26 protein-coding genes are annotated in these 19,785 nt (G+C 68.3%); 11 read left to right on the forward strand and 15 right to left on the reverse strand.

What is annotated here, in order from left to right:
- The first annotated feature begins 27 nt into the window (after positions 1-27).
- Together ACFWFP_RS16435 and ACFWFP_RS16440 are read left to right on the forward strand one after the other, a co-directional pair.
- Positions 28-1,203, forward strand: a complete 1,176-nt coding sequence (locus tag ACFWFP_RS16435; protein ID WP_379295801.1) for an acyl-CoA dehydrogenase family protein — start codon at positions 28-30, stop codon at positions 1,201-1,203.
- 14 nt (positions 1,204-1,217) lie between these two features.
- Positions 1,218-2,021 (forward strand): enoyl-CoA hydratase/isomerase family protein, encoded by an 804-nt coding sequence (locus tag ACFWFP_RS16440; protein ID WP_379295803.1) that lies wholly within the window; start codon positions 1,218-1,220, stop codon positions 2,019-2,021.
- A gap of 2 nt (positions 2,022-2,023) precedes the next feature.
- On the opposite strand, the gene ACFWFP_RS16445 is transcribed toward ACFWFP_RS16440, so the two are convergent.
- The 6 genes from ACFWFP_RS16445 to carD all read right to left on the reverse strand — a co-directional run bounded on the left by ACFWFP_RS16445 (position 2,024) and on the right by carD (position 6,821).
- The gene (locus ACFWFP_RS16445) at positions 2,024-2,302 is read right to left on the reverse strand and encodes a DUF4190 domain-containing protein (RefSeq protein ID WP_379295805.1); all 279 of its coding nucleotides are present in this window, start codon (positions 2,300-2,302) and stop codon (positions 2,024-2,026) included.
- 287 nt (positions 2,303-2,589) lie between these two features.
- Positions 2,590-3,573, reverse strand: coding sequence for a 23S rRNA (guanosine(2251)-2'-O)-methyltransferase RlmB (gene rlmB / locus ACFWFP_RS16450; protein WP_379295807.1), 984 nt, complete (start codon positions 3,571-3,573; stop codon positions 2,590-2,592).
- On the reverse strand, positions 3,573-4,976 hold the full coding sequence (gene cysS, locus ACFWFP_RS16455; RefSeq protein ID WP_379295809.1) for a cysteine--tRNA ligase: 1,404 nt from the start codon (positions 4,974-4,976) through the stop codon (positions 3,573-3,575). Before cysS ends, rlmB begins: the two co-directional genes overlap by 1 nt.
- 131 nt (positions 4,977-5,107) lie before the next feature.
- A complete protein-coding gene (gene ispF, locus ACFWFP_RS16460; RefSeq protein ID WP_379295811.1) occupies positions 5,108-5,575 on the reverse strand; it encodes a 2-C-methyl-D-erythritol 2,4-cyclodiphosphate synthase in 468 nt (155 codons plus the stop codon).
- Positions 5,572-6,318, reverse strand: coding sequence for a 2-C-methyl-D-erythritol 4-phosphate cytidylyltransferase (gene ispD, locus ACFWFP_RS16465; protein ID WP_379295813.1), 747 nt, complete (start codon positions 6,316-6,318; stop codon positions 5,572-5,574). The genes ispF and ispD overlap by 4 nt, the downstream gene beginning before the upstream one ends.
- A 14-nt stretch (positions 6,319-6,332) precedes the next feature.
- Positions 6,333-6,821 carry an RNA polymerase-binding transcription factor CarD gene (gene carD, locus ACFWFP_RS16470; protein WP_019044685.1) on the reverse strand — a complete coding sequence of 163 codons (489 nt, stop codon included), beginning with the start codon at positions 6,819-6,821 and terminating at the stop codon, positions 6,333-6,335.
- A gap of 351 nt (positions 6,822-7,172) precedes the next feature.
- Here carD and ACFWFP_RS16475 point away from each other — a divergent pair, with 351 nt between their 5' ends.
- Both ACFWFP_RS16475 and radA read left to right on the forward strand, forming a co-directional pair.
- Complete coding sequence (locus ACFWFP_RS16475; RefSeq protein ID WP_379295815.1) at positions 7,173-7,895, forward strand: hypothetical protein; 723 nt, start codon at positions 7,173-7,175, stop codon at positions 7,893-7,895.
- Positions 7,896-7,976: 81 nt separating this feature from the next.
- Complete coding sequence (gene radA, locus ACFWFP_RS16480) at positions 7,977-9,377, forward strand: DNA repair protein RadA (RefSeq protein WP_379295817.1); 1,401 nt, start codon at positions 7,977-7,979, stop codon at positions 9,375-9,377.
- A gap of 154 nt (positions 9,378-9,531) precedes the next feature.
- Here the strand turns inward: radA and ACFWFP_RS16485 are convergent, their stop codons facing one another.
- Together ACFWFP_RS16485 and ACFWFP_RS16490 are read right to left on the reverse strand one after the other, a co-directional pair.
- Positions 9,532-10,209 carry a hypothetical protein gene (locus ACFWFP_RS16485; protein WP_379295819.1) on the reverse strand — a complete coding sequence of 226 codons (678 nt, stop codon included), beginning with the start codon at positions 10,207-10,209 and terminating at the stop codon, positions 9,532-9,534.
- Between the two features lie 81 nt (positions 10,210-10,290).
- A complete protein-coding gene (locus tag ACFWFP_RS16490) occupies positions 10,291-10,914 on the reverse strand; it encodes a carbonic anhydrase (protein WP_379295820.1) in 624 nt (207 codons plus the stop codon).
- A 90-nt stretch (positions 10,915-11,004) separates the two neighbouring features.
- On the opposite strand from ACFWFP_RS16490, the gene ACFWFP_RS16495 reads away from it, so the two are divergent.
- Positions 11,005-11,883: an A/G-specific adenine glycosylase gene (locus ACFWFP_RS16495; RefSeq protein WP_379295821.1), complete on the forward strand. Its 879-nt coding sequence runs from the start codon at positions 11,005-11,007 to the stop codon at positions 11,881-11,883.
- Positions 11,884-11,931: 48 nt separating this feature from the next.
- Here the strand turns inward: ACFWFP_RS16495 and ACFWFP_RS16500 are convergent, their stop codons facing one another.
- The gene (locus ACFWFP_RS16500) at positions 11,932-12,675 is read right to left on the reverse strand and encodes an alpha/beta fold hydrolase (protein WP_379295823.1); all 744 of its coding nucleotides are present in this window, start codon (positions 12,673-12,675) and stop codon (positions 11,932-11,934) included.
- Positions 12,676-12,720: 45 nt separating this feature from the next.
- On the opposite strand from ACFWFP_RS16500, the gene ACFWFP_RS16505 reads away from it, so the two are divergent.
- The 4 genes from ACFWFP_RS16505 (at position 12,721) to ACFWFP_RS16520 (ending at position 14,736) form a co-directional block, all read left to right on the forward strand.
- Positions 12,721-13,044, forward strand: a complete 324-nt coding sequence (locus ACFWFP_RS16505; protein WP_379295825.1) for an antibiotic biosynthesis monooxygenase family protein — start codon at positions 12,721-12,723, stop codon at positions 13,042-13,044.
- Positions 13,045-13,270: 226 nt separating this feature from the next.
- Positions 13,271-13,471: a CbtB-domain containing protein gene (locus ACFWFP_RS16510; protein ID WP_379295827.1), complete on the forward strand. Its 201-nt coding sequence runs from the start codon at positions 13,271-13,273 to the stop codon at positions 13,469-13,471.
- The gene (locus tag ACFWFP_RS16515; protein WP_379295829.1) at positions 13,462-14,247 is read left to right on the forward strand and encodes a CbtA family protein; all 786 of its coding nucleotides are present in this window, start codon (positions 13,462-13,464) and stop codon (positions 14,245-14,247) included. The genes ACFWFP_RS16510 and ACFWFP_RS16515 overlap by 10 nt, the downstream gene beginning before the upstream one ends.
- Positions 14,248-14,283: 36 nt before the next feature.
- Positions 14,284-14,736 (forward strand): hypothetical protein, encoded by a 453-nt coding sequence (locus ACFWFP_RS16520; RefSeq protein WP_379295831.1) that lies wholly within the window; start codon positions 14,284-14,286, stop codon positions 14,734-14,736.
- Positions 14,737-14,750: 14 nt separating this feature from the next.
- Here the strand turns inward: ACFWFP_RS16520 and ACFWFP_RS16525 are convergent, their stop codons facing one another.
- The 4 genes from ACFWFP_RS16525 to ACFWFP_RS16540 are packed head-to-tail and all read right to left on the reverse strand — an operon-like array spanning position 14,751 to position 16,717.
- Positions 14,751-15,188 carry an OsmC family peroxiredoxin gene (locus tag ACFWFP_RS16525; RefSeq protein ID WP_379295833.1) on the reverse strand — a complete coding sequence of 146 codons (438 nt, stop codon included), beginning with the start codon at positions 15,186-15,188 and terminating at the stop codon, positions 14,751-14,753.
- Between the two features lie 56 nt (positions 15,189-15,244).
- Entirely contained in the window at positions 15,245-15,691 is a 447-nt protein-coding gene (locus tag ACFWFP_RS16530; protein WP_379295835.1) for an SRPBCC domain-containing protein, read from the reverse strand.
- A 55-nt stretch (positions 15,692-15,746) separates the two neighbouring features.
- Positions 15,747-16,067 carry a DMT family transporter gene (locus tag ACFWFP_RS16535; protein ID WP_379295837.1) on the reverse strand — a complete coding sequence of 107 codons (321 nt, stop codon included), beginning with the start codon at positions 16,065-16,067 and terminating at the stop codon, positions 15,747-15,749.
- On the reverse strand, positions 16,064-16,717 hold the full coding sequence (locus ACFWFP_RS16540; RefSeq protein WP_379295839.1) for an FMN-dependent NADH-azoreductase: 654 nt from the start codon (positions 16,715-16,717) through the stop codon (positions 16,064-16,066). The genes ACFWFP_RS16535 and ACFWFP_RS16540 overlap by 4 nt, the downstream gene beginning before the upstream one ends.
- Before the next feature lie 103 nt (positions 16,718-16,820).
- Here ACFWFP_RS16540 and ACFWFP_RS16545 point away from each other — a divergent pair, with 103 nt between their 5' ends.
- Together ACFWFP_RS16545 and ACFWFP_RS16550 are read left to right on the forward strand one after the other, a co-directional pair.
- Positions 16,821-17,426, forward strand: coding sequence for a TetR/AcrR family transcriptional regulator (locus tag ACFWFP_RS16545; RefSeq protein ID WP_379295841.1), 606 nt, complete (start codon positions 16,821-16,823; stop codon positions 17,424-17,426).
- A gap of 45 nt (positions 17,427-17,471) precedes the next feature.
- A complete protein-coding gene (locus tag ACFWFP_RS16550) occupies positions 17,472-17,948 on the forward strand; it encodes a DUF4240 domain-containing protein (protein WP_379295843.1) in 477 nt (158 codons plus the stop codon).
- A 10-nt stretch (positions 17,949-17,958) separates the two neighbouring features.
- Here ACFWFP_RS16550 and ACFWFP_RS16555 read toward each other — a convergent pair whose 3' ends face one another.
- Together ACFWFP_RS16555 and ACFWFP_RS16560 are read right to left on the reverse strand one after the other, a co-directional pair.
- Positions 17,959-18,819: an ABC transporter permease gene (locus ACFWFP_RS16555; protein ID WP_379295845.1), complete on the reverse strand. Its 861-nt coding sequence runs from the start codon at positions 18,817-18,819 to the stop codon at positions 17,959-17,961.
- Positions 18,816-19,715 carry an ABC transporter ATP-binding protein gene (locus tag ACFWFP_RS16560; RefSeq protein WP_379295847.1) on the reverse strand — a complete coding sequence of 300 codons (900 nt, stop codon included), beginning with the start codon at positions 19,713-19,715 and terminating at the stop codon, positions 18,816-18,818. Before ACFWFP_RS16560 ends, ACFWFP_RS16555 begins: the two co-directional genes overlap by 4 nt.
- Positions 19,716-19,785: the final 70 nt, after the last annotated feature.

Genomic DNA, 19,785 nt, shown 5'->3' on the forward strand with positions numbered 1-19,785 from the left:
GGTGGCTCGGCGCGCAGAATGGCCAGCATGATCGACTTCACCGTTCCGGATGATCTGGCCGCGCTGCGAGATCGGGTTCGCGCCTTCGTCGTCGAGCAGATCGTGCCGTTCGAGCGCGATCCCCGGCTCACCGCGCACGGCCCGAACGACGACCTGCGGGCCGAACTCGTCGAACTGGCCCGCGCCGAGAAGCTGCTGACCGTGCAGGCGCCGGTGGAATACGGCGGCCTCGGCCTCGGCCACGTCGAGCAGGCGCTGGTGTACGAGGCGGCGGGGTGGTCCACGCTCGGCCCGGTCGCCATGAACTGCGCCGCGCCCGACGAGGGGAACATGTTTCTGCTCGGCAAGGTCGCCGATCCCGAGCAGATCGACCAGTATCTGATGCCGGTGATCCGGGGCGAACAGCGCTCGGTGTTCGCGATGACCGAACCCGGTGGGGCCGGTTCGGACCCCGGACAGCTCAGCACCGAGGCGGTGTTCGACGGCGAGAACTTCGTGATCAACGGCCTAAAATGGTTGATCACCGGCGCCGACGGCGCCAAGACCTGGATCATCATGGCCCTGCTCGCCGAGAATCCCCACCTGCCCGCCGGACCGACCCTGTTCCTCGCCGACGGTGACGCGCCGGGCATCGTGATCGAGCGGATCATGAACACGATGGACCGCAACTACGTCGGCGGGCACGCGGTCGTGCGGTTCGACAATCTCACCCTGCCGCCCACAGCCGTGCTCGGACGCACCGGGCAGGCCCTGCGGTACGCGCAGTTGCGGCTCGCCCCCGCCCGGCTCACACACTGCATGCGCTGGCTCGGCGCGGCCGCTCGCGCCCAGTCCATCGCGCTGGACTACGCGCGCACCCGCACCGCGTTCGGCAAGCCGATCGGCGAGCACGAGGGCGTGTCGTTCATGCTCGCCGACAACGAGGTGGCGCTGCACCAGTGCAGGCTGACGATCTGGCACGCCTGCTGGCTGATGGATCAGGGGCAGCAGGCCAGGCACGAATCGTCGATGGCCAAGTCGTATGTGTCCGAGGAACTGTTCAAGGTCACCGATCGCTGTGTGCAGGTGCTCGGCGGGATCGGGATCAGCGACGAGACGGTCGTGGAGATGTTGTTCCGGGACATGCGCGCGTTCCGTCTGTACGATGGCCCGACGGAAGTGCACAAGTACGCGATCGGCAGACACTTGCTGGCCGGTCGCTAGTACGATTCGATCCCATGAGTTCGGAATTGCTCGTCGATGTCGAAGGCGGCGTCGCCCTGCTGACGCTCAACCGGCCAGCCAAGCAGAACGCTGTCACCCCGACGATGGCGGCCGAGCTGAGCGCCGCGCTACGCCGGTGCGATACCGAGGACGCGATCCGCGCCGTCGTGATCACCGGCACGCCACCGGCCTTCTGCGCGGGCGCCGACCTGGCCGCGCGCGGTGGCGACGTGAGCGCCACGCTCGATCCGCCCCCCTGGCAGGTCCGTAAACCGGTGATCGCCGCGGTGAACGGCCACGCTGTCGGTATCGGACTGGCGCTGGCGCTGCAGTGTGACCTGCGCTATTTCGCGCGCGACGCGGTGTACGGGCTGAACCAGGTGCGTCGCGGCGTGCTCGCCGACGGGTTCGCGCACTGGACGGTGCCGCGACTGGCCGGCCTGGCCAACGCCGCCGACATCATGCTCACCGGGCGCACCTTCGACGGCGACGAAGCCAAGTCACTCGGACTGGCCAACGCCGCCCTGCCCGCCGACGAGGTGCTGATGACCGCGATGGCGGTGGCCAACGACATCGCCACCGGCACCGCTCCCCTTCCGGTCGCGCTCACCAAGCGGCTGCTCTGGGAGAGTCTCGGCATGACGCCGGCGGTGGTCGGGCAGCTCGAGTCCGAGCTCAACGCGCAGGTTGCCAAGAGCATCGACGGTGGCGAGGCGATGGTGGCGTTCAAGGAGCGCCGCCCGCCGAACTGGACCGGCAGCGTCAGCGGCGAGTGGCCGGCCTGGGACGCTCCCAGCGTGCGCCCCAGCCTGGACTGAGCCTAGAAGTTCCCGTTGCAGGACCCCGCCAGGTACAGCATCGCGAACAGCAGCATGCAGATGGTGCCGATGATGCCGGCGATATAGCCGATCACCACCTGCGACCGGCCACTGAGCGCACCGTAGGACGCGTCGATGTCGTTGAGTGCCCGCTTACCGAGCACCCACGCGACCGGCCCGAAGATCCCACAGCAGAACGGGCTGAGCAGCCCGAGCACAAGGATCAGGTTGGCCTGCGGGTGCTCGACCGTCTCACCGATCGGCTGATTAGGGATCGCCACCCGCCGAATCTTACTGTGCCGGAAGGCTGCTGACCCCCTCTACACACCCCACACCCCAAATCCGCCATGACCGCACTCCCCAACCCCCACGACCCGACCTCGAGGAGGGTCCCGCCGCGCAGCGGCGGTAGCGGCCCGGCCGCGAGTTAGCCGCCGTTGCGTCCGCGGCGCAGCCGCCAGCAACGGCGGCTAACTCGCGGCCCCCCAGGGGCCGCGCTCGAGCGCGCCAGCGCTCCAAAAACACAGCGTCAAACCATCTGGGACTACTCAAACCCAGAATCGACGCATCACCCCAACCGGCGCTGTCGGGCGATATCAGCCAAAACCACACCCGCCGCGACCGAGGCATTGAGCGACTCGACCGGACCCGCCATCGGAATGCTCAGGATCGAGTCACAGTTCTCGCGCACCAGACGCGACAGGCCCTTGCCCTCCGAACCCACGACAACGACCGTCGGGACACTGCCGTCGAAGTCGTCGAGGGTGGTGTCACCGTCGGCGTCGAGACCGACGATCTGGATGCCGTTGGCGGCCCAATCCTTCAGCGTGCGAGTCAGATTGGTCGCCCGCGCGACGGGCAGCCGGGCGGCGGCACCGGCGCTGGTCCGCCAGGCCACGGCGGTGACGCTCGCGCTGCGACGCTGCGGGATCACCACGCCCTGGCCGCCGAACGCGGACACCGAGCGGATGACGGCGCCGAGGTTGCGCGGGTCGGTGATGTTGTCCAGCGCGACCAGCAGGGCGGGTTCGGCGGTGGACTTCACCCGGTCCATCAGGTCGTCGGGGTGGGCGTAGCGGTACGGCGGCACCTGCAGGGCCACGCCCTGGTGCAAACCGTTGGCGCTGAGCCGGTCCAGATCGGTGCGGGGCACCTCGAGGATGGAGATGCCCATATCGGCGGCGCGCTGCACGCTCTCCGAGAGCCGGTCGTCGTTCTCGGTGCCGACCGCCACGTACAGGGCGGTCGCTGGCACGTCGGCGCGCAGACACTCGAGCACGGGGTTGCGGCCGAGCACCAACTCGGGCCCCTCGTCGGACTTACGACCCGCGCGCGGCACGCCGGACTTACCGGTCGGACGACCCTGTGCCGCATTGGCTTTGGCGGCCGCTCTGGCCCGCTTGGCGGCGGGGTGCTTGGTGCGCTCGGACGCGGGCGGGGTGGCGCCCCTGCCCTCGAGACCGCGGCGATGCTTCCCGCCGGAACCGGCGACGGCGCCCTTCTTGGTGCCGCTCTTCCTGACTGCTCCGCGTCGCTGTGAATTGCCTGCCATCAGTTCGCCTTTCCGCTCGATGCGCCCAGCGACCATTCCGGCCCCTGCGGGGTATCGGTTACCTCGATACCCGCGGCGATGAGCCGATCCCGTGCGGCATCGGCTTCTGCCCAGTTCTTGTCGGCCCGCGCGTTCGCGCGGCGATCCAGCTCCGTGCGGACGAGCACGTCGAGCGCGTCGATCGCCGCCGAATTGTCGGCGGGGGTGTACCACTGTTCGTCGAGCGGGTCGGCGCCGAGAATTCCCAGCATCGCCCGCACCTGACCGGCCAGTTCGACCGCGGTCTCCACCGCACCCGCTTCCAGCGCGCGATTGCCTTCGTGCACCACGTGGTGAATTTCGGCGAGCGCCTTCGGGACTGCCAGATCGTCGTCGATCGCGGCGGCGAATCCGTCGGTCCATTTACCGACGGGCACCTCGCCCGCTCGGTCCAGCACTCGCTGCACGAAGGCTTCGATGCGCTGATACGAGGCGACCGCGTCGTCGAGTGCCTTGTCGGAGTATTCGAGCATCGAGCGGTAATGCGCGCTGCCCAAGTAGAAACGTAATTCTACCGGGCGCACCCGGGTGAGGACATTGGGCACCGAGAGCACGTTGCCGAGTGACTTCGACATTTTCTCCCCGCCCATCGTCACCCAGCCGTTGTGCAGCCAGTAACGCGCGAAACCGTCGCCTGCCGCTTTGGACTGGGCGATCTCGTTCTCGTGGTGCGGGAAAATCAGATCCATTCCACCGCAGTGGATATCGAATTCGGAGCCGAGATAGAACTCGGCCATCGCGGAGCATTCCAGGTGCCAGCCGGGACGCCCGGGACCCCACGGCGACGGCCAGCTCGGCTCGCCGGGCTTGGCGGCCTTCCACAGCGTGAAGTCGCGGGGGTCGCGTTTGCAGCGGGTGGGGGTCTCGCCCTGGTGCACGTCGTCGAGGCGGTGACCGGACAGCTCGCCGTAATTCGGCCAGCTCATCACGTCGAAATACACATCGCCCTCGGCGGCATAGGCATGCCCGCGCTCGATCAGGCGCTGCATCAGGTCGACCATCTGGGTGATGTGGCCGGTGGCGCGCGGTTCGGCCGACGGCGGCAGCACGCCGAGCGTCTCGTAGGCCTTGTCGAACGCGCGCTCGTGGGTCGCGGCCCATTCCCACCACGGCCTGCCCGCTTCGGCGGCCTTGTTCAGGATCTTGTCGTCGATATCGGTGACATTGCGGATGAACTGCACGTCGTAGTCGTGCGCGAGCAACCAGCGACGCAGCACGTCGAAGGCGACGCCACTACGCACATGGCCGATATGGGGTTGCCCCTGCACGGTGGCCCCACACAGATACACCGAGGCACGGCCGGGGACCAGCGGGGTGAATTCCCGCATGGTCCGCGTGTCGGTGTCAAAAAGGCGCAAGGTCACGGCATTCGATCCTAGTCGGTGGGATTGGGGTGGGGTTGACCGGCCGGTTCGTGGCGCCGTGGTGAACGGAACGGCTGATCGAATCGGCGAAAAGCGATGCGCGGAAAGAAAGGTTCAGTGGCCCGTCGGGGCTACGAACACGCCGCGATCAGACAGGTGGCGATGGCGGCGATTCCCTCACCGCGACCGGTCAGCCCGAGACCGTCGGTCGTGGTGCCGGACACCGAAACGGGAGCGTCGAGAAGTTCGCCGAGTACTTTTTGCGCCTCGGCGCGGCGCGGGCCGATCTTCGGGCGATTACCGATCACCTGCACCGCGGCGTTCACGACTTCGAAGCCTTCCTCGGCCAGCAGCCTGCGGACCTCGGCGAGCATGGCGGCGCCGGTGACACCGGCCCATTCGGGGCGGCCGACGCCGAAGACGGCGCCCACGTCACCCAGGCCTGCGGCGGAGAGCAGGGCGTCGCAGAGCGCGTGGGCGGCGACGTCGCCGTCCGAGTGGCCCGCGCAGCCGTCGGCATCGGGGAACAACAGACCGGCCATCCAGCAGGGTCGTCCCGGCTCGATGGGGTGCACATCGCTGCCGATGCCGACTCTCATCGGGCAACCGCCTGCTCGACAGAGGGCGTGCCCGCGACCGTGGACCCGGTGCCGTCGGCGAGAAGCGCCTCGGCCAGGCGTAGATCGAGCGGGGTGGTGATCTTGAAGGCCAGTGGGTCACCGGGGACGGTGTGCACGGCGGCACCGAGGCGTTCGACCAGGCCCGCGTCGTCGGTGGCGCCGTCGTCGGTGGCGTAGGCGCGGCGAAGCAGGTCGGCGGCGAAGCCCTGGGGAGTTTGGATGGCGCGCAGGTGGGCGCGATCGGGGGTCCCGGTGACAATGCCCGCGTCGTCGACCGATTTCACGGTGTCCACGACGGGCAACGCGGGAACCACGGCCTGGCTGCCTGCCTGCAGCTCGGCGGCCACCCGCGCGATCAGCTCCGGTGGGGTGAGCGCGCGAGCGGCGTCGTGCACGAGATAGAACGCGGCGTCGGGCGCGGCGGTGATGCCCGCGCGCACCGAATCGGTGCGCTCGGCACCGCCCACCACCACCTGCACCGGCACAGGGGGCATCGAACCGCCGGTCAGCGAGGTGGTGGTGGACAGCAACGCGGATGCGGCCTCGACCAGTTCGGCGGGCACGACCACGACAACCCGGTGCACGGCACCGGACGCGATCAGACCGTCGACGGCCAACCGGACCATAGGTGTGCCGCCGACCGCGACGAACGCCTTCGGGGTGGGTTCACCCAGGCGCACGCCACGACCGGCGGCAGGGACCAGTGCTACGACAGGTCGCACTTGTTCGTTTGTTTCTAGGACGCCGCGGCGAGAACCTCGTCGAGCAGCGATTCGGCCTTGCCGTCGTCGGTGCCCTCGGCGAGCGCGAGCTCACCGACGAGGATCTGACGAGCCTTGGCAAGCATCCGCTTCTCACCGGCGGACAGGCCGCGGTCCTGCTCACGACGCCACAGGTCACGCACCACTTCGGCCACCTTGTTCACATCGCCGGAGGCGAGTTTCTCGAGGTTGGCCTTGTAACGGCGGGACCAGTTGGTCGGCTCCTCCGTGTGTGGCGCGCGCAGCACCTGGAAGACGCGGTCGAGACCTTCCTGGCCGACGACGTCACGGACGCCGACGTATTCAGCGTTCTCTGCGGGAACCCGAACGGTCAGGTCGCCTTGCGCAACCTTCAGGACCAGATACTCTTTCTGCACACCCTTGATGGTGCGGGTCTCGATTGCTTCGATCAGCGCCGCTCCGTGGTGGGGGTAAACGACGGTGTCTCCGACCTTAAAAATCATGTGTCCCGTGCCCCTTTCGATGTTCACAGTTTAACATGCGACTCGATAACGGCGCGATCAACTGTGCAGGTCAGGGCCACAACGAGGCCATCGCAGGGGTTGACAATACAGAATTGTTGTGCATTGTGTTGTGGCAGAACGGGTTAACCACCAGCACAGCGACAGGTTATCGCGCAGCGCGATCCCGGCATCGATCCGGCAAACTCCCCCGAGACACCGAACTGTTACTTCCGCACCCGCGCGTCGCGAGCCCGAACGTCACCCGCGCGAAGTGAACTACTACGCTGCCTAGTTACTACCCTCCGATCCCCGTGTGGACGGAGTGAGCCCGGTCGACATGGAGGACAAACCGTGACTGCCCTGAAAGCTGTGACCGCCCAGTCGGCGCGACGTCGCATGGTGACGGTTGCCGCGCTCGCCGCTGCCGCGGGCATCGCCCTGACCGGCTGCAGTGCCGGCCAGCACACCCAGACCTCGTCGCAGGCCGCCGCGATCAACGGCAACCACGCCAACGTCGGCGCCATCGCCCTGCGCAACGTGCACATCGTGTACCCGGAGGCCGCTGCCGAGCACAACAAGGGCGGCAAGGCGGTGATCGCGCTGTCGATCATCAACAACAGCGAGATCGTCACCGACGAGCTGACCAGCGTGAGCACCGACCTGGGCCAGGTCAAGATCACCGGGCCCGCGGGCGACCCCAAGTTCGTGCTGAAGCCGCAGCAGACCGTGGTCGTGGGACCGGGCGAGACCCAGCCCGCCGCGGCCGACGATCACCACGGCACCACCTCGGCCGCGCCGACCACCACCTCGGCCGCACCGACCACCACCTCAGCCGCGCCGACCAGCGCCGCCGCGGGCGTCGACGTCCCCTCGAAGGATCCGGTGAAGACCCCGGGCACGATCGAGATCACGGGCCTGACCAAGGACATCGTCCCCGGCCTGACCTACAACGTCACCTTCAACTTCAAGGACGCGGGCACCGTGCAGGTGTCGGTCCCGGTCGATGCCGCGGCCGTCCCGCGCATCGAGAACGAGAAGTCCGGCCCGGCGCCCGAGGGCGCGGGCGGTCACTGACACCAGCCACAGGGAAGAGCCGTCGCGAACTTCGCGGCGGCTCTTCCTTTGTGTGTCGGTCCGGGTCCGTAGGGTGCGCGTGTGGCCAAGACCAAAGCAGTCTTCCAGTGCTCCGCGTGCACGCACGAGGTGTCCAAATGGGTGGGTAAGTGCCCTGATTGCGGTGCCTGGGGAACGGTGAACGAGGTGGCCGTTTCGGCCTCCACCGCCGCTCCGGGGCGGCGAGCGATGCTGCCGAGTACCGCGGCGGCACCGTTGTCGCAGATCGACGCCAAGGTCACGCGGGCGCGGTCGACGGGGGTGAGCGAGCTCGATCGGGTGCTCGGGGGCGGCGTGGTGCCGGGATCGGTGGTGCTGCTGTCCGGCGAGCCGGGCGTCGGCAAGTCGACACTGCTGCTCGAGGTCGCGTTCCGGTGGGCGGCGGCGCGCGAGGAGACCGCGCTGTATGTGACCGCCGAGGAATCCGCTGGGCAGGTGCGGCTGCGGGCCGATCGCACGGGCGCGGTGCACGACCGGGTGTACCTGGCGGCCGAATCGGATCTGTCGATCGTGCTCGGGCATGTGGAGCAGGTGCGGCCGTCGCTGCTGGTCGTCGACTCCGTGCAGACCATGCTGGCGCCGGAGGTGGACGGTGTGATCGGCGGCGTCACCCAGGTGCGCGCGGTCACCGCGGCATTGACCTCGCTGGCCAAGGCGACCGGGATCGCGGTGCTGCTGGTCGGGCACGTCACCAAGGACGGGAACGTGGCGGGCCCGCGCACGCTCGAACACCTGGTGGACGTGGTGTTGCAGTTCGAGGGCGACAAGAATTCGTCGCTGCGGATGGTTCGCGGCATCAAGAACCGGTTCGGCAGCGCCGACGAGGTGGGTTGCTTCGAACTGCACGACGACGGCATCGCCTGCGTCGACGATCCGTCCGGGTTGTTCCTGCACCACCGCACCGACACCGTTCCCGGCACCGCGGTGACCGTCGCGATGGACGGCAAACGGCCGCTGGTGGCCGAGGTGCAGGGACTGACCGTCAAGACCGAGATCCCGCAGCCACGCCGGGCGGTGAGCGGGCTGGACTACAACCGCGTCGCCATGGTGCTCGCGGTGTTGCAGAGCCGGGGCCGGGTCTTCCTCGGTAAGCACGATGTGTACGCCGCGACCGTCGGCGGGATGCGCCTGCTCGAGCCGACCGCAGATCTGGCCATCGCGTTGGCCATCGCGTCCGCCGAGGCCGACATCGCCCTGCCCGCGGGGTGGGTGATCCTCGGCGAGGTCGGGCTGGCAGGTGAGGTTCGTAAGGTCACCGGGCTCGGCAGGCGCCTGGCCGAAGCCGAACGGCTGGGGTTCACCACCGCGCTCGTTCCGCCCGGTTCGGAGAAGACCAAGACCACCACGATGCGTATCCACGAGGTCGGGGATCTGCGATCGGCACTGCGATTGGCCGAACTCCGCAAATCCCGCGCACCCCGCGAGGTGGTGGCGGTGGAATAACTCCGGCAACCGCCCGATTCTGCGCCGGTTCGCCATTGCCGCGCCAATGTCCATTGACGGGATGGTCGATCCTGCGAACGCTGCAAATCAACCCATCTTGAACATGTGACCTATGGCGCACCCGCACAATGCCCCGGCACGCGGGAGCACGACATCACGAGGCGAGGTTGAACGGCTCCGCGGCACTGCGTACGGCACCGAGCTGGGCCACGACCATGTACGCACCCGCCGGCACCTGGAGGCGGTCGCCCGCGCACTGCGGCTGCGAGGTGGTGCCGAACCAGGTGCCCTTGTACGAGAGTTGTTCACCGGCCTTGAGCGTTTTCATCTCCGCCGGGTCGTCCTGGTTGCAGTCGTTGCTCGCCCAGAGCCTGCGCTGGCCGTCCAGGGTGTAGACGAGGAACTGCGGGCCAGCGCCGAGATCGCGAGCGCAGGCCGCGGACGAGATATTGGTGATGACGGTGCCGAACGCGGGCTGGTCGCCGACCCGGTAGGTCGGCTGGCCGACCGTCACCTTCAGCGCCAGCGACTGATCCGAGCACGGCTGTGCCGCCGGCTCGGCGGCGGCGCTCGTCGTCGCGCTGGGTGTGGCCGACCCACTGCTGGGCGTGGCCGACGCGCTACTCGACGGCGCGCTCGTCGCGGACGCGCTCGACTCCGCCGACGTCGTCGTGCTCGCGGCCGCCTTGTCGGCGCCGGCCGAGTCGCCACCGCGCGCGACCATGGTGACGAGCCAGATCACGATCGCGAGCGCGACGATGATGACGCCGATCGCGAGTGCACGGCGGCGCCAGTAGATCTCCGGTGACAGCGGTCCATTCGGTTCCAGCACGCCTCAACGGTAAGCGCAGCGCGCAGGGGCGCGCTCGATGACCTCGGCGTGTCGGGGGGCGAACCGGGTAGGAGTCCCGGTTCAGGCCACCTCGCCGATATTGCCGACGGTGCGCCGCAGCTGCGCGCGACCGTCTTCGAGCTTGTAGGTGACGCTCGCGATAGCGCACTGACCAGTGGCAACGCGCTGGGAGATGATCATCGAGCGCTGCATGAGCAACTTGCTGGTCTCCACCACGTGGCGCGCCTCGAGTTCGTCGAGCGTAGTGAGGCCTTCGCGGCGTCCCACCAGGATCGACGGGGTCACCCGCTCGACCACGCTGCGAATGAACCCGCCGGGCACCTCGCCGCCGTCGAGGGCGTCGATGGTGGCCTTCACGGCGCCGCAGCTGTCGTGCCCGAGGACGACGATCAGGGGCACATTGAGCACCTCGACGCCGTATTCGATCGAGCCGAGCACCGAACTGTCCACGACGTGGCCCGCGGTGCGCACCACGAACATGTCGCCGAGCCCCTGGTCGAAGATCAGCTCAGCGGCCACGCGGGAATCACCGCAGCCGAACAGGATCGCGTGGGGGTTTTGGCCCTTCACGAGTTTGGCTCGGTCCGCGGCCCCCTGGCTAGGATGCTGGAGGGTGCCGTTGACGAAGCGCTCATTGCCTTCGCGCAACGACTTCCAGGCGCTTATCGGATTGGAACCAGGCATACCGACCATTGTGCACAGACCCTTGGTTACCAGCGAGTCCGCCACGTTACGCGTCGGCAAAGAGAGACTGGCTCAGAGGAAACGGGAACAGTGAGCATCGACGCGCAGGCCCTGCTCGACTGGTTCGACGACACGGCGCGCGCGCTGCCGTGGCGCGAACCGGACGCGACCGCATGGCACATCCTGATGAGCGAGATCATGCTCCAGCAGACGCCGGTGGTGCGAGTGGAACCGATCTGGCGCGAATGGGTGGCGCGCTGGCCGGTGCCGTCGGCGATGGCGGCGTCCTCGCAAGCGGAGGTGCTGCGAGCGTGGGGCAAGCTGGGATATCCGCGGCGGGCGTTGCGGCTGCACGAGTGCGCGCGGGTGCTGGCGGCCGAGCACGGTGATGTGGTTCCCACCGATGTCGAGGTGCTGCTGAGCCTGCCCGGCATCGGCGCGTATACCGCTCGCGCGGTGGCCTGTTTCGCCTACGGACAGCGAGTTCCCGTGGTGGACACGAATGTTCGGCGCGTTGTCGCCCGCGCGGTGCACGGCAGGGAACCCGGGAACCCGTCCTCCCGCGATCTCGCCGAAACCGAGGCGCTGCTCCCTGTTGCGGTGCCACGAGCCGCGAGATTCTCGGCCGCCCTGATGGAACTGGGCGCCCTGGTGTGCACGGCCCGCAACCCCGATTGCACCCGCTGCCCGTTGCCGAGCTGTGCGTGGGTCACGGCGGGCAAACCGGCCGCCGACGTGGTGCGCAAGGTGCAGAAGTACGAGGGCACCGACCGGCAGGCCCGTGGGCGGCTGCTCGATGTGCTGCGCGACGCGTCGGGCCCGGTCGAGCGGATTCGCCTCGACCTGGCCTGGACCCGCGACCCGGGTCAGCGCGCACGGGCGCTGGACTCGCTGCTGGTGGACGGTTTGATCGAGCAGACCGACGATGGGCTGTTCGCACTCGCGGGCGAAGGAAGCCCCACCGGCTGACGTCGGGCCTCGGTACGTGCCGAGGGATCGGGACGGCTGCCGACCACCTCACCGCGTAACGCGCTCCAGGAACTGGCCGACGTGTTCGCGGTATGCCCCGGGTTGTTCGTCGTGCACGAGGTGCCCTGCTTCGGCGATGCGCACATACTCCGCATCGGGGTGCACCTGGGCCATCGTCCGCATCTGTCCCGGCGGGGTGATGGTGTGCTCACCTTCGATGAGCAGCGCGGGCACCCGCAGCGACTTCCATTCGGTCCAGAACTCGCGCGTGCCCCACTCCTCGGAGATCGCGCGGAAGGTGTCCACCTCGCCGTGCAGCCGGTAGCCGTCGGCCCCGGCGGTGAACGCGCGCAGGAAATACGCGCCCGCTACCGGGCCGAAATAGTCGAGCACCGCCTGTTCGCCGGCGAACGGTTGCGGCCAGGAGTGGATCAGCTCGGCCCAGTGGGCGGCGGTGCGGCCGGTGAAATCGGGCGCGATGTCCTCGACGACGATCGCGCGCACCCGCTCCGGCCAGGTCGCCGCGAAGACCCACCCGTGGATCGCGCCCATCGAGTGCCCGACGATCACCATCGGCTCGGTGATCGCGGCGGTGCGCTCGGCCAGATCGGCCACGAACGCCTCCGTCGTGAGCTCGGGCGGCGCCGGCCGACCGTGACCGGCGGCGTCGACCGCGTACACGTGCCCGTACTCCCGCAACCACGGCACCTGATCGGCCCAGGTCCGTGCGCTGCCCATCAGCCCGTGCAACAGCAGGATCGGAACCCCCGACCCACCTTCGTCATACAACACACCTCCGATACTGCCCCAGCTACGGCCGGCAGAGATACTGTCTCCATGGCTGTTGTGAAGATCAATGCGATCGAAGTTCCCGAGGGCGCGGGCCCCGAGCTGGAGAAGCGGTTCGCCGCTCGTGCGGGGGCGGTGGAGAACTCCCCCGGTTTCCTCGGGTTCCAGTTGCTGCGTCCCGTCGCCGGCGACAACCGGTATTTCGTGGTGACGCAATGGGATTCGGAGGATTCGTTCGCCGCGTGGCGTGACGGTCCGGCCCGTGCGGCGCATGCCGGAAACGGTGGCGACGGCGAGCGTCCCAAGCCGGTGTCGACGGGCGCCTCGCTGCTCGAGTTCGAGGTCGTCCTCGACGTGCCCGCGAAGTCCTGACAGCGGCGTTTCCGCTGGACATGCGGTTGCGTGTATTGACGTGGGTGGCTCGCGGCTGTCACAGTTCGAGGGAACATCCGCGAGGGTGCGCGGTAATTCCGGTGTAAATCCGGAGCGGTCGCGCCACTGTGTCCAAGTACCGGGTCCCCGGTGCCGGAGAGCCAGACACCGGCACCTTCGCACCACACTTCAACCGTGGGACGCGTATCCCCAGAGGAGGACCCGAATGGCTATCGCGCATTCACCCAGCCGGTCTACCGGCCTCGACACCCTCGCAACCGTGCTCGTCACGGTCGGTGTCGTCCTGCTTGCACTGCTCACCCTGTACCTGGTCGGTTTCGACCAGGGGGCCGTCTCGCGTAGCGGGATGTACCTGCACGAGCTGATGCACGACGGACGTCATCTGCTGGGTGTTCCGTGCCACTGATCGGATCACTCAAGACCCTGCTGTTGCGCGGCCTGCTGGCCGGCCTGATCGCCGGCCTGCTGGCCGCGACAGTGGGCTACTTCGTCGGCGAGCCCCAGGTGGACGCCGCGATCGCCATCGAAGAGGCCGCGGCCGCTCCGGCCGAACACGGCCACGAAGCCGCGGAACCAGCGGGCCACTCCCACGGTGACGAGGAAGAACCACTGGTCAGCCGGTCGGGCCAGAAGGCGGGGCAGTTCCTCGCGCTCGGTGTGGCGGGCATGGCGTTCGGCGCGTTGTTCGCCTCGGCGGTGAACGTGGCTCGCCGGTTCACCAACCTGTCGGGGCCGCAATTGTCGCTGACCTCGGCGGTTCTCGCGTGGGCCGCGATCGTCGCCGTGCCGTTCTTCAAATATCCGGCCAACCCGCCCGCGGTGGGTGATCCGGACACCATCAACGAGCGCACCTGGCTGTGGGTCGCGGCTGTCGTGCTCGGCCTGCTGGCCGTCGCCGCCGCCGTCGCGGCCTACCGTGCGCTCGCCGCGTCGGACACGCTGCGGCTCATCGCCGGGGTTGGCGCGTTCGTCGTGGTCACCACGGTCGGTTACGTGCTGCTGCCCGGCGTGAACGAGGTGGCCGACGACTTCCCCGCCACCCTGCTGTGGAACTTCCGGGTGGCCTCGCTGGCCGAAACCACCACGCTGTGGGTGAGTTTGGGGCTGGCGTTCGCCGCGCTCACGGAATTCGCTTCGCGGCGTAGCACTCCGGTAGTGGACCAGGTTCCTACCGCAGGGTGATCCTCGCGAGCAGCTGAGAACGGCAGTGTCGGTGTCATGACCGGCACTGCCTTTCTTGTTTCCAGCACTCGACCCCGCGCCGTGAATGTCGCGTTCGGCGGGCTCATCACCGCCCTCGCCGCCGGGGTCGCCGAAGGACTGTTGCGCGCCGTTCGTGGTGGTGGTGAATTCGGCGCCACCGCAACGGGTCTGCTACCCCGTCTCGCCATCTACCTGGCCGTCGCCGGGGTGGCCCTGTACATGCTGAACGGCAGCCGGGTGGCCCGTGCGCTGCTGACCGTCGGGATCGGCGTGGTGGGCCTGGTCTCGCTGATCATCGAGCCACTGGCGGTGGTGCTGTCGGCCGACGACTACGCGACCCTGCTCGACGACCTGTCCCCCAGCTCGACCGTGCTGGCAGGCTGCCGGACCGTGCACATCCTGGCCGTCGTCATCGCGATCCCGGCCATGTACACCCCCGCCGCGCACCGCTGGTTCACCCAGCGGTGACGGCGGGCGCCGGATCAGGCCAGTGCCGCGTCCAGCTCGATCTCGGCCACACCGGTGAGGGCCTTGCTGACCGGGCAGCCGTTCTTGGCCGCGAGGGCAGCCGCGGCGAACCCGTCGGCGTCGAGCCCCGAGGCCCGTCCGCGCACGGTGAGCTTGATCCTGCTGATCTGGAAGCCACCGGCCGGGTCGGGCGCGAGGGTGACATCGGCACTGACGTCGAGGCTTTCCGGTGTCCCGCCCGCATTGGCGATCTCCGCCGAGAGCGCCATCGAATAGCACGACGAATGCGCCGCCGCGATCATCTCCTCCGGGCTGGTGCCCTCGGCCGTCTCGGCCGCACGGCGCGGAAAGCTCACATCGAACTTGCCCACACCCGAGCTGACCAGTTCGACCTGTCCGGACCCGTCCTGCAGTCCGCCTGACCAGAGTGTGCGTGCGCTGCGAGTCGGCATCGCGATCCTTTCGGTTCGAGTTGTCTTACCTGGCGATGACGAACCTACTCGGGTGCTCAGTCGGTGGCGCTGGTGATTTCGTCGAGACGCTCGAGTTTGGCCGGCCAGACCTGCTGGTGCAGGTCCCGGATCGCCGCGGTGGGGAATCCGGTGTGGCGTAGGCGCAGGCGGATGCCGCGTGGTTGTTTGAGGAATTCGGCGGCGACCACCGTTTCCACCCCGTCGGTGGCGGCGGTGACCCAGGTGAATTCGATCCGCCGATTCGGCTCCAGCAGCAGAATGCGGCCGTAATGGGGGTTGCGTTTGTCGGGCGAGCCGGTGTCGAAGTAGAGCGGCTCGTTGACGGCGGGGCGCATCAGCACCGATCCGGGAACGGCCAGCCACAAATCCAGGCCTTGGGTCCAGGCCGCGTAGAGCAGGCTGGGCTGGGCTTTCATCACGCGCTCGACCGTGAGCTCGTGTGGCCGCGTGGACAGGTCCGGGGGGCGAACTGGCTGGTCCATCAGCCGACCTTACCGGTCATGACCGGCCGATCCTCGCATCGGGTGTGCGACGGAGTTACTCAGGATTCGTCACGCGCGCGAGCACGATGCCGCCGAGGATCAGCGACAGCGCCAGCGCGCGGCCCGCACTCAGCGGATCCTTGTGCACGAGCACACCGAGACTGATCGCGCCGAGCGCGCCGATTCCGGTGAAAACCGCGTAGGCGGTGCCCACCGGCAGGGTCTGCATGGCGCGCGAGAGCAGATACACGGCCAGCGAACCGAGCGCGATGCAGAGCAGCGTCGGGCCGAGTCTGGTGAAATTCTCGGTCGGTTTGATGGTCTGCGACCAGACGATTTCGACGAGCCCGGCCAGTCCGAGCACTATCCAGCTCATCGCACGTAATCCTTTGCGATCGAACGAACTTCGGCCCGTGCGGCCGCGAGCGAGGCGGCGTGGGCGTCGCGCAGATGGGCCAGGTTCGGATCCTGTGCGGCATTGGCCAGTTCCGCGTTGACGAAGACCGTGTCGGTGACGGCGAAGTGGCCGGCGAAGAAGTCGCGCAGAAAGCGTTCCTGATAGTCGAACGCCGCTTTGGGCGCGCCGGGCGAGTACGCGCCACCGCGGGCAGTCACCACGACGAACCTGCGTTCCCCCAGCGACATTCGCGGAAAGGTGACCTGGTCGAGCCATGCCTTCAGAGCCGCGGGGACGGAGTAGTTGTACATCGGTGTGCCGATCAGGATCACGTCGGCGGCCAGCACCTGCGCCAGCAGCGGTTCGACCACCTGCCACGCGGCCTTCGCCGCGGGAGTGACGGCGAGTTCCGCGAGCCGGTCGAGGTCGGTGGACCCGGCGGCGAGGACGGCGTCGCACAGTTCGGTCCAGCCCTCGTCGATGAACGGCGTCGGTTCGGCGGCGAGGTCGCGGTAGGTGTAGGTGCCGCCGGGTTCGGCGTCGCGCCAGGCCTGGACGAATTCGGCGCCGAGCCGGCGGCTGAGGGAGTTCGTCCGAGCGCTGGCGTCGAGGTGCAGCAGGTGCGTCATGACCGATTCCTATCTGGACATCATGTCCACTTGTTGATTTCTCGACGATAGAACACAAGTGGACATGTTGTCCATATATTCGTGGTCGGGTTACAGTCGACCCATGGAGCCACGATCCGACCTGATCACCGGCTTGGCGCTCGATGCGCAGCCACCCACCGAACGCACCGACGCGGCCCGCAATCGCGCGAAGGTACTGACAGCGGCCACCGAACTCTTCGCCACTCGCGACCCACGCACGGTCACCATGGACGACATCGCCAAGGCCGCGGGCGTGGGCCGCGGCACCCTCTACCGCCGCTACCCCGACCGCAACGCGATCGCCGTAGCCCTCCTCGACGAGCACGAACGCGCCCTCCAGGAACAGCTCCTCCGCGGCGCGCCCCCGCTCGGACCCGGCGCACCCCCGGCCGAACGCCTCGCCGCCTTCTACGCGGCGATGATCGAACTCCTCACCGCCCACGCCCATCTGGTGCTCGGCGCGGAGACCGGCGGCGCCCGCTTCGCTACCGGCGCCTACGGGTTCTGGTCGGTGCACGTTCGATCGCTGCTGGTCGACGCCGATGTGGCACAGCCGGATTCGCTGGTCGACACGGTTCTCGCGCCGCTCGCCGCCGAGGTGTACCTCCAGCAACGCGAACGTGGCTTGTCACCCGAGCAGATCACCGCCGGGCTGTCCACACTCGCCCAGCGCCTCCTGCGCGCCTGATCGATGACCCGCTACCTGTCGGACCCGAGCAGTACCGTCCGGCAGGTGACTAGCACCCCCGAAGACATCTCCCGATTCTGGAATCTGATCGCGTCGGCCTGGACGGCCACCGGTACCGAACCGTCCGCCGCCCTGCGGTTGACGGAAGGCGACCTCGAGCGCCGACTGGACGCCTTCCTGGCCCAGTTGAGCACCCTGTCAAAAGATTTCAGCAGCGCGGAACTGACCGCGCTCGACCGCGTCGCCGAGCGCGCGCTCTACGACGTCGACCGGGCCGACCTCCAGGCGATCACCGGCGGCTCCGACGACGGTTTCCTCTACGCCCGCGGATTCATCGTGGCCATGGGTCGCGACTACTACGACGCCGTCAGCTCCGACCCCGTGACCGCGACCGCCGACGCCGAATGCGAGGAGATGTGCTATTTCTTCGCTCACCTGCACAATGAGCGCTTCGGCACCTTCCCCGATACGGGCTCGGGCATCTCCCGCGAGACGGCTTCGAACCCGGTCGGCTGGTCCTGACCCGAAGGTCTCAGGTGAGATCGCGGCGGGTCATCAACCAGATGGTGCCGCCGGCGAAGGCCGCCACGTACACGGCCAGAAGAGCGAAAGATTCGCCGCGGGTGAGGATGTCGAGGACACCGGGGTTGGCCGGTCCCTGCACCGTGCGCATCGCGCCCGCCAGCGAGCCCGCGGCCGTACCGGGGAGCACGTTGGTAGCGGCTTCGATCGGACCGAAGATCCCCGCCACACCGCGGAGCAGGTTCTCCACCACCAGAACCCAGAGCAAGCCGAGGCCGACGGCAAGGGCAGGGCCACGAGCGACGGCGCCGATGAGCGCTCCCGCGAGGGTCCACATACCGAGAATCGCTGTACCGGTGCCGATTCCGATCAAAGAGTCGTCGAGTGAGGGCATCGTGACCGGCTGGGATTCGCCGACCGCGATCACGGTGGCGATGCCGACATCGACGGCGAAGGCCACCAGGACGAGAGCGACGACCACTGCCAGCAGCGTCAACAGCAGACCCGCTACCGCCGCAGCTCGGCTCGGCCCCTGGGTGAACACGGTTTTCCACGTACCCCAGCCATATCCGCTGCCCACCGCGAGAGCGCCGAGGATCAGCACCAGCGCGCCGCCGAACATCGACATGCCCTGCGTGAACACCTCGGGGACAGCGGCGGGCATGAGTTGGCCGAGCAACACATCACGCGGCAGGCCGTCCGACATCGCACCGTTTTCGCCCGAGGTGTAAGCGAGGTAGTTGAAGAGGTAGGCAAAGGTCAGATTGAGCAGGATCCAGGTGCCGAGGACGATCCAGAATGCAGGCCATCGGCCAAGGCGTACCGCTTCCGCGCGGACGCTGGCCGTGAGATCCCTTGTCATGGCGTTCATTTCGCTACCTCCACAGCTGTCATCTCGAAGAACACTTCTTCCAGGGATTTCTCGTCCACCCGCAGTTCCAGCAGGTCCGCGCCCGCCGATACGACGGCTCGCGCCACCTCGGGGGCCAGCGCGGCGCTGGTGTCGACTCTGATGCCGTCCGCGCCCGCGCGAGCGGGGGCATCGGTGACGGCGCGCACGGCGTCCAGAGCCACGTCCACCGGCTCGGCGCGCACCAGCAGGGTCGCGGTGCCGCGCAATTCGGCCACCGTCGATTCCGCGAGCAGCCGACCACCGGAGATCACGCCGACGCGGTGGCAGATCTCCTGCACCTCGGTGAGCTGGTGGCTCGACAGCAACACAGTGTGTCCGTCGGCAGCGAGATCGGTGATCAGCGTGCGCATTTCGGCCAAGCCAGCCGGATCGAGGCCGTTGGTCGGTTCGTCGAGGATGAGCAGGTCCGGATCGCCGAGCATCGCCGCGCCGACGCCGAGACGCTGTTTCATGCCGAGCGAATAGGTCCGGAAGCGGTCGCCCGCGCGGTCTGCCAGGCCGACGCGGTTCAGTGCCCTCTCGACCTCGGCCTGACCGAGGCCGCGATAGCGGGCCAGTACCCGCAGGTTGTCGCGGCCGGAGAGGTAGGGGTAGAAGCCGGGCCCCTCGATGAGTACGCCCGTTCGGCGCAGCACGTCGGGATGGCCCGGCGGCAGGCCCTGCACGGTCGCGGTGCCCGCGCTGGGCCGGATGAGACCGGCCAGCATGCGCAACGTGGTGGTTTTGCCCGCGCCGTTGGGCCCGAGGAATCCGTAGATCTCCCCGGCCGCGACCCGCATGCTCACCGCGTCCACCGCGCGGTGCTCGCCATAGCGTTTGGTCAACCCGGTGGTGACCACGATCGATGCGTTCATGGGAATCAGAATCCGCGCTCAGCGGCGCCGGGACATCCGTCCCGCGGCGTGTACGGCGCTACGCCGCGCG

It is taken from the genome of Nocardia sp. NPDC060249, from assembly GCF_042728755.1.
Lineage (GTDB): Bacteria > Actinomycetota > Actinomycetes > Mycobacteriales > Mycobacteriaceae > Nocardia.

Excerpts from the sequence above, each read along its gene's own strand:
- ACFWFP_RS16510 (WP_379295827.1), top strand. The coding sequence starts at position 13,271 with ATGGCTATCGCGCATTCACCCAGCCGGTCTACCGGCCTCGACACCCTC.
- ACFWFP_RS16505 (WP_379295825.1), top strand. The coding sequence starts at position 12,721 with ATGGCTGTTGTGAAGATCAATGCGATCGAAGTTCCCGAGGGCGCGGGC.
- ACFWFP_RS16530 (WP_379295835.1), bottom strand. The coding sequence starts at position 15,691 with ATGGACCAGCCAGTTCGCCCCCCGGACCTGTCCACGCGGCCACACGAG.
- carD (WP_019044685.1), bottom strand. The coding sequence starts at position 6,821 with ATGATTTTTAAGGTCGGAGACACCGTCGTTTACCCCCACCACGGAGCG.
- ACFWFP_RS16545 (WP_379295841.1), top strand. The coding sequence starts at position 16,821 with ATGGAGCCACGATCCGACCTGATCACCGGCTTGGCGCTCGATGCGCAG.
- ACFWFP_RS16535 (WP_379295837.1), bottom strand. The coding sequence starts at position 16,067 with ATGAGCTGGATAGTGCTCGGACTGGCCGGGCTCGTCGAAATCGTCTGG.
- ACFWFP_RS16520 (WP_379295831.1), top strand. The coding sequence starts at position 14,284 with ATGACCGGCACTGCCTTTCTTGTTTCCAGCACTCGACCCCGCGCCGTG.
- ACFWFP_RS16435 (WP_379295801.1), top strand. The coding sequence starts at position 28 with ATGATCGACTTCACCGTTCCGGATGATCTGGCCGCGCTGCGAGATCGG.
- ispF (WP_379295811.1), bottom strand. The coding sequence starts at position 5,575 with ATGAGAGTCGGCATCGGCAGCGATGTGCACCCCATCGAGCCGGGACGA.
- ACFWFP_RS16560 (WP_379295847.1), bottom strand. The coding sequence starts at position 19,715 with ATGAACGCATCGATCGTGGTCACCACCGGGTTGACCAAACGCTATGGC.
- ACFWFP_RS16490 (WP_379295820.1), bottom strand. The coding sequence starts at position 10,914 with ATGCCTGGTTCCAATCCGATAAGCGCCTGGAAGTCGTTGCGCGAAGGC.
- ACFWFP_RS16525 (WP_379295833.1), bottom strand. The coding sequence starts at position 15,188 with ATGCCGACTCGCAGCGCACGCACACTCTGGTCAGGCGGACTGCAGGAC.
- ACFWFP_RS16540 (WP_379295839.1), bottom strand. The coding sequence starts at position 16,717 with ATGACGCACCTGCTGCACCTCGACGCCAGCGCTCGGACGAACTCCCTC.
- ACFWFP_RS16555 (WP_379295845.1), bottom strand. The coding sequence starts at position 18,819 with ATGAACGCCATGACAAGGGATCTCACGGCCAGCGTCCGCGCGGAAGCG.
- ACFWFP_RS16440 (WP_379295803.1), top strand. The coding sequence starts at position 1,218 with ATGAGTTCGGAATTGCTCGTCGATGTCGAAGGCGGCGTCGCCCTGCTG.
- rlmB (WP_379295807.1), bottom strand. The coding sequence starts at position 3,573 with ATGGCAGGCAATTCACAGCGACGCGGAGCAGTCAGGAAGAGCGGCACC.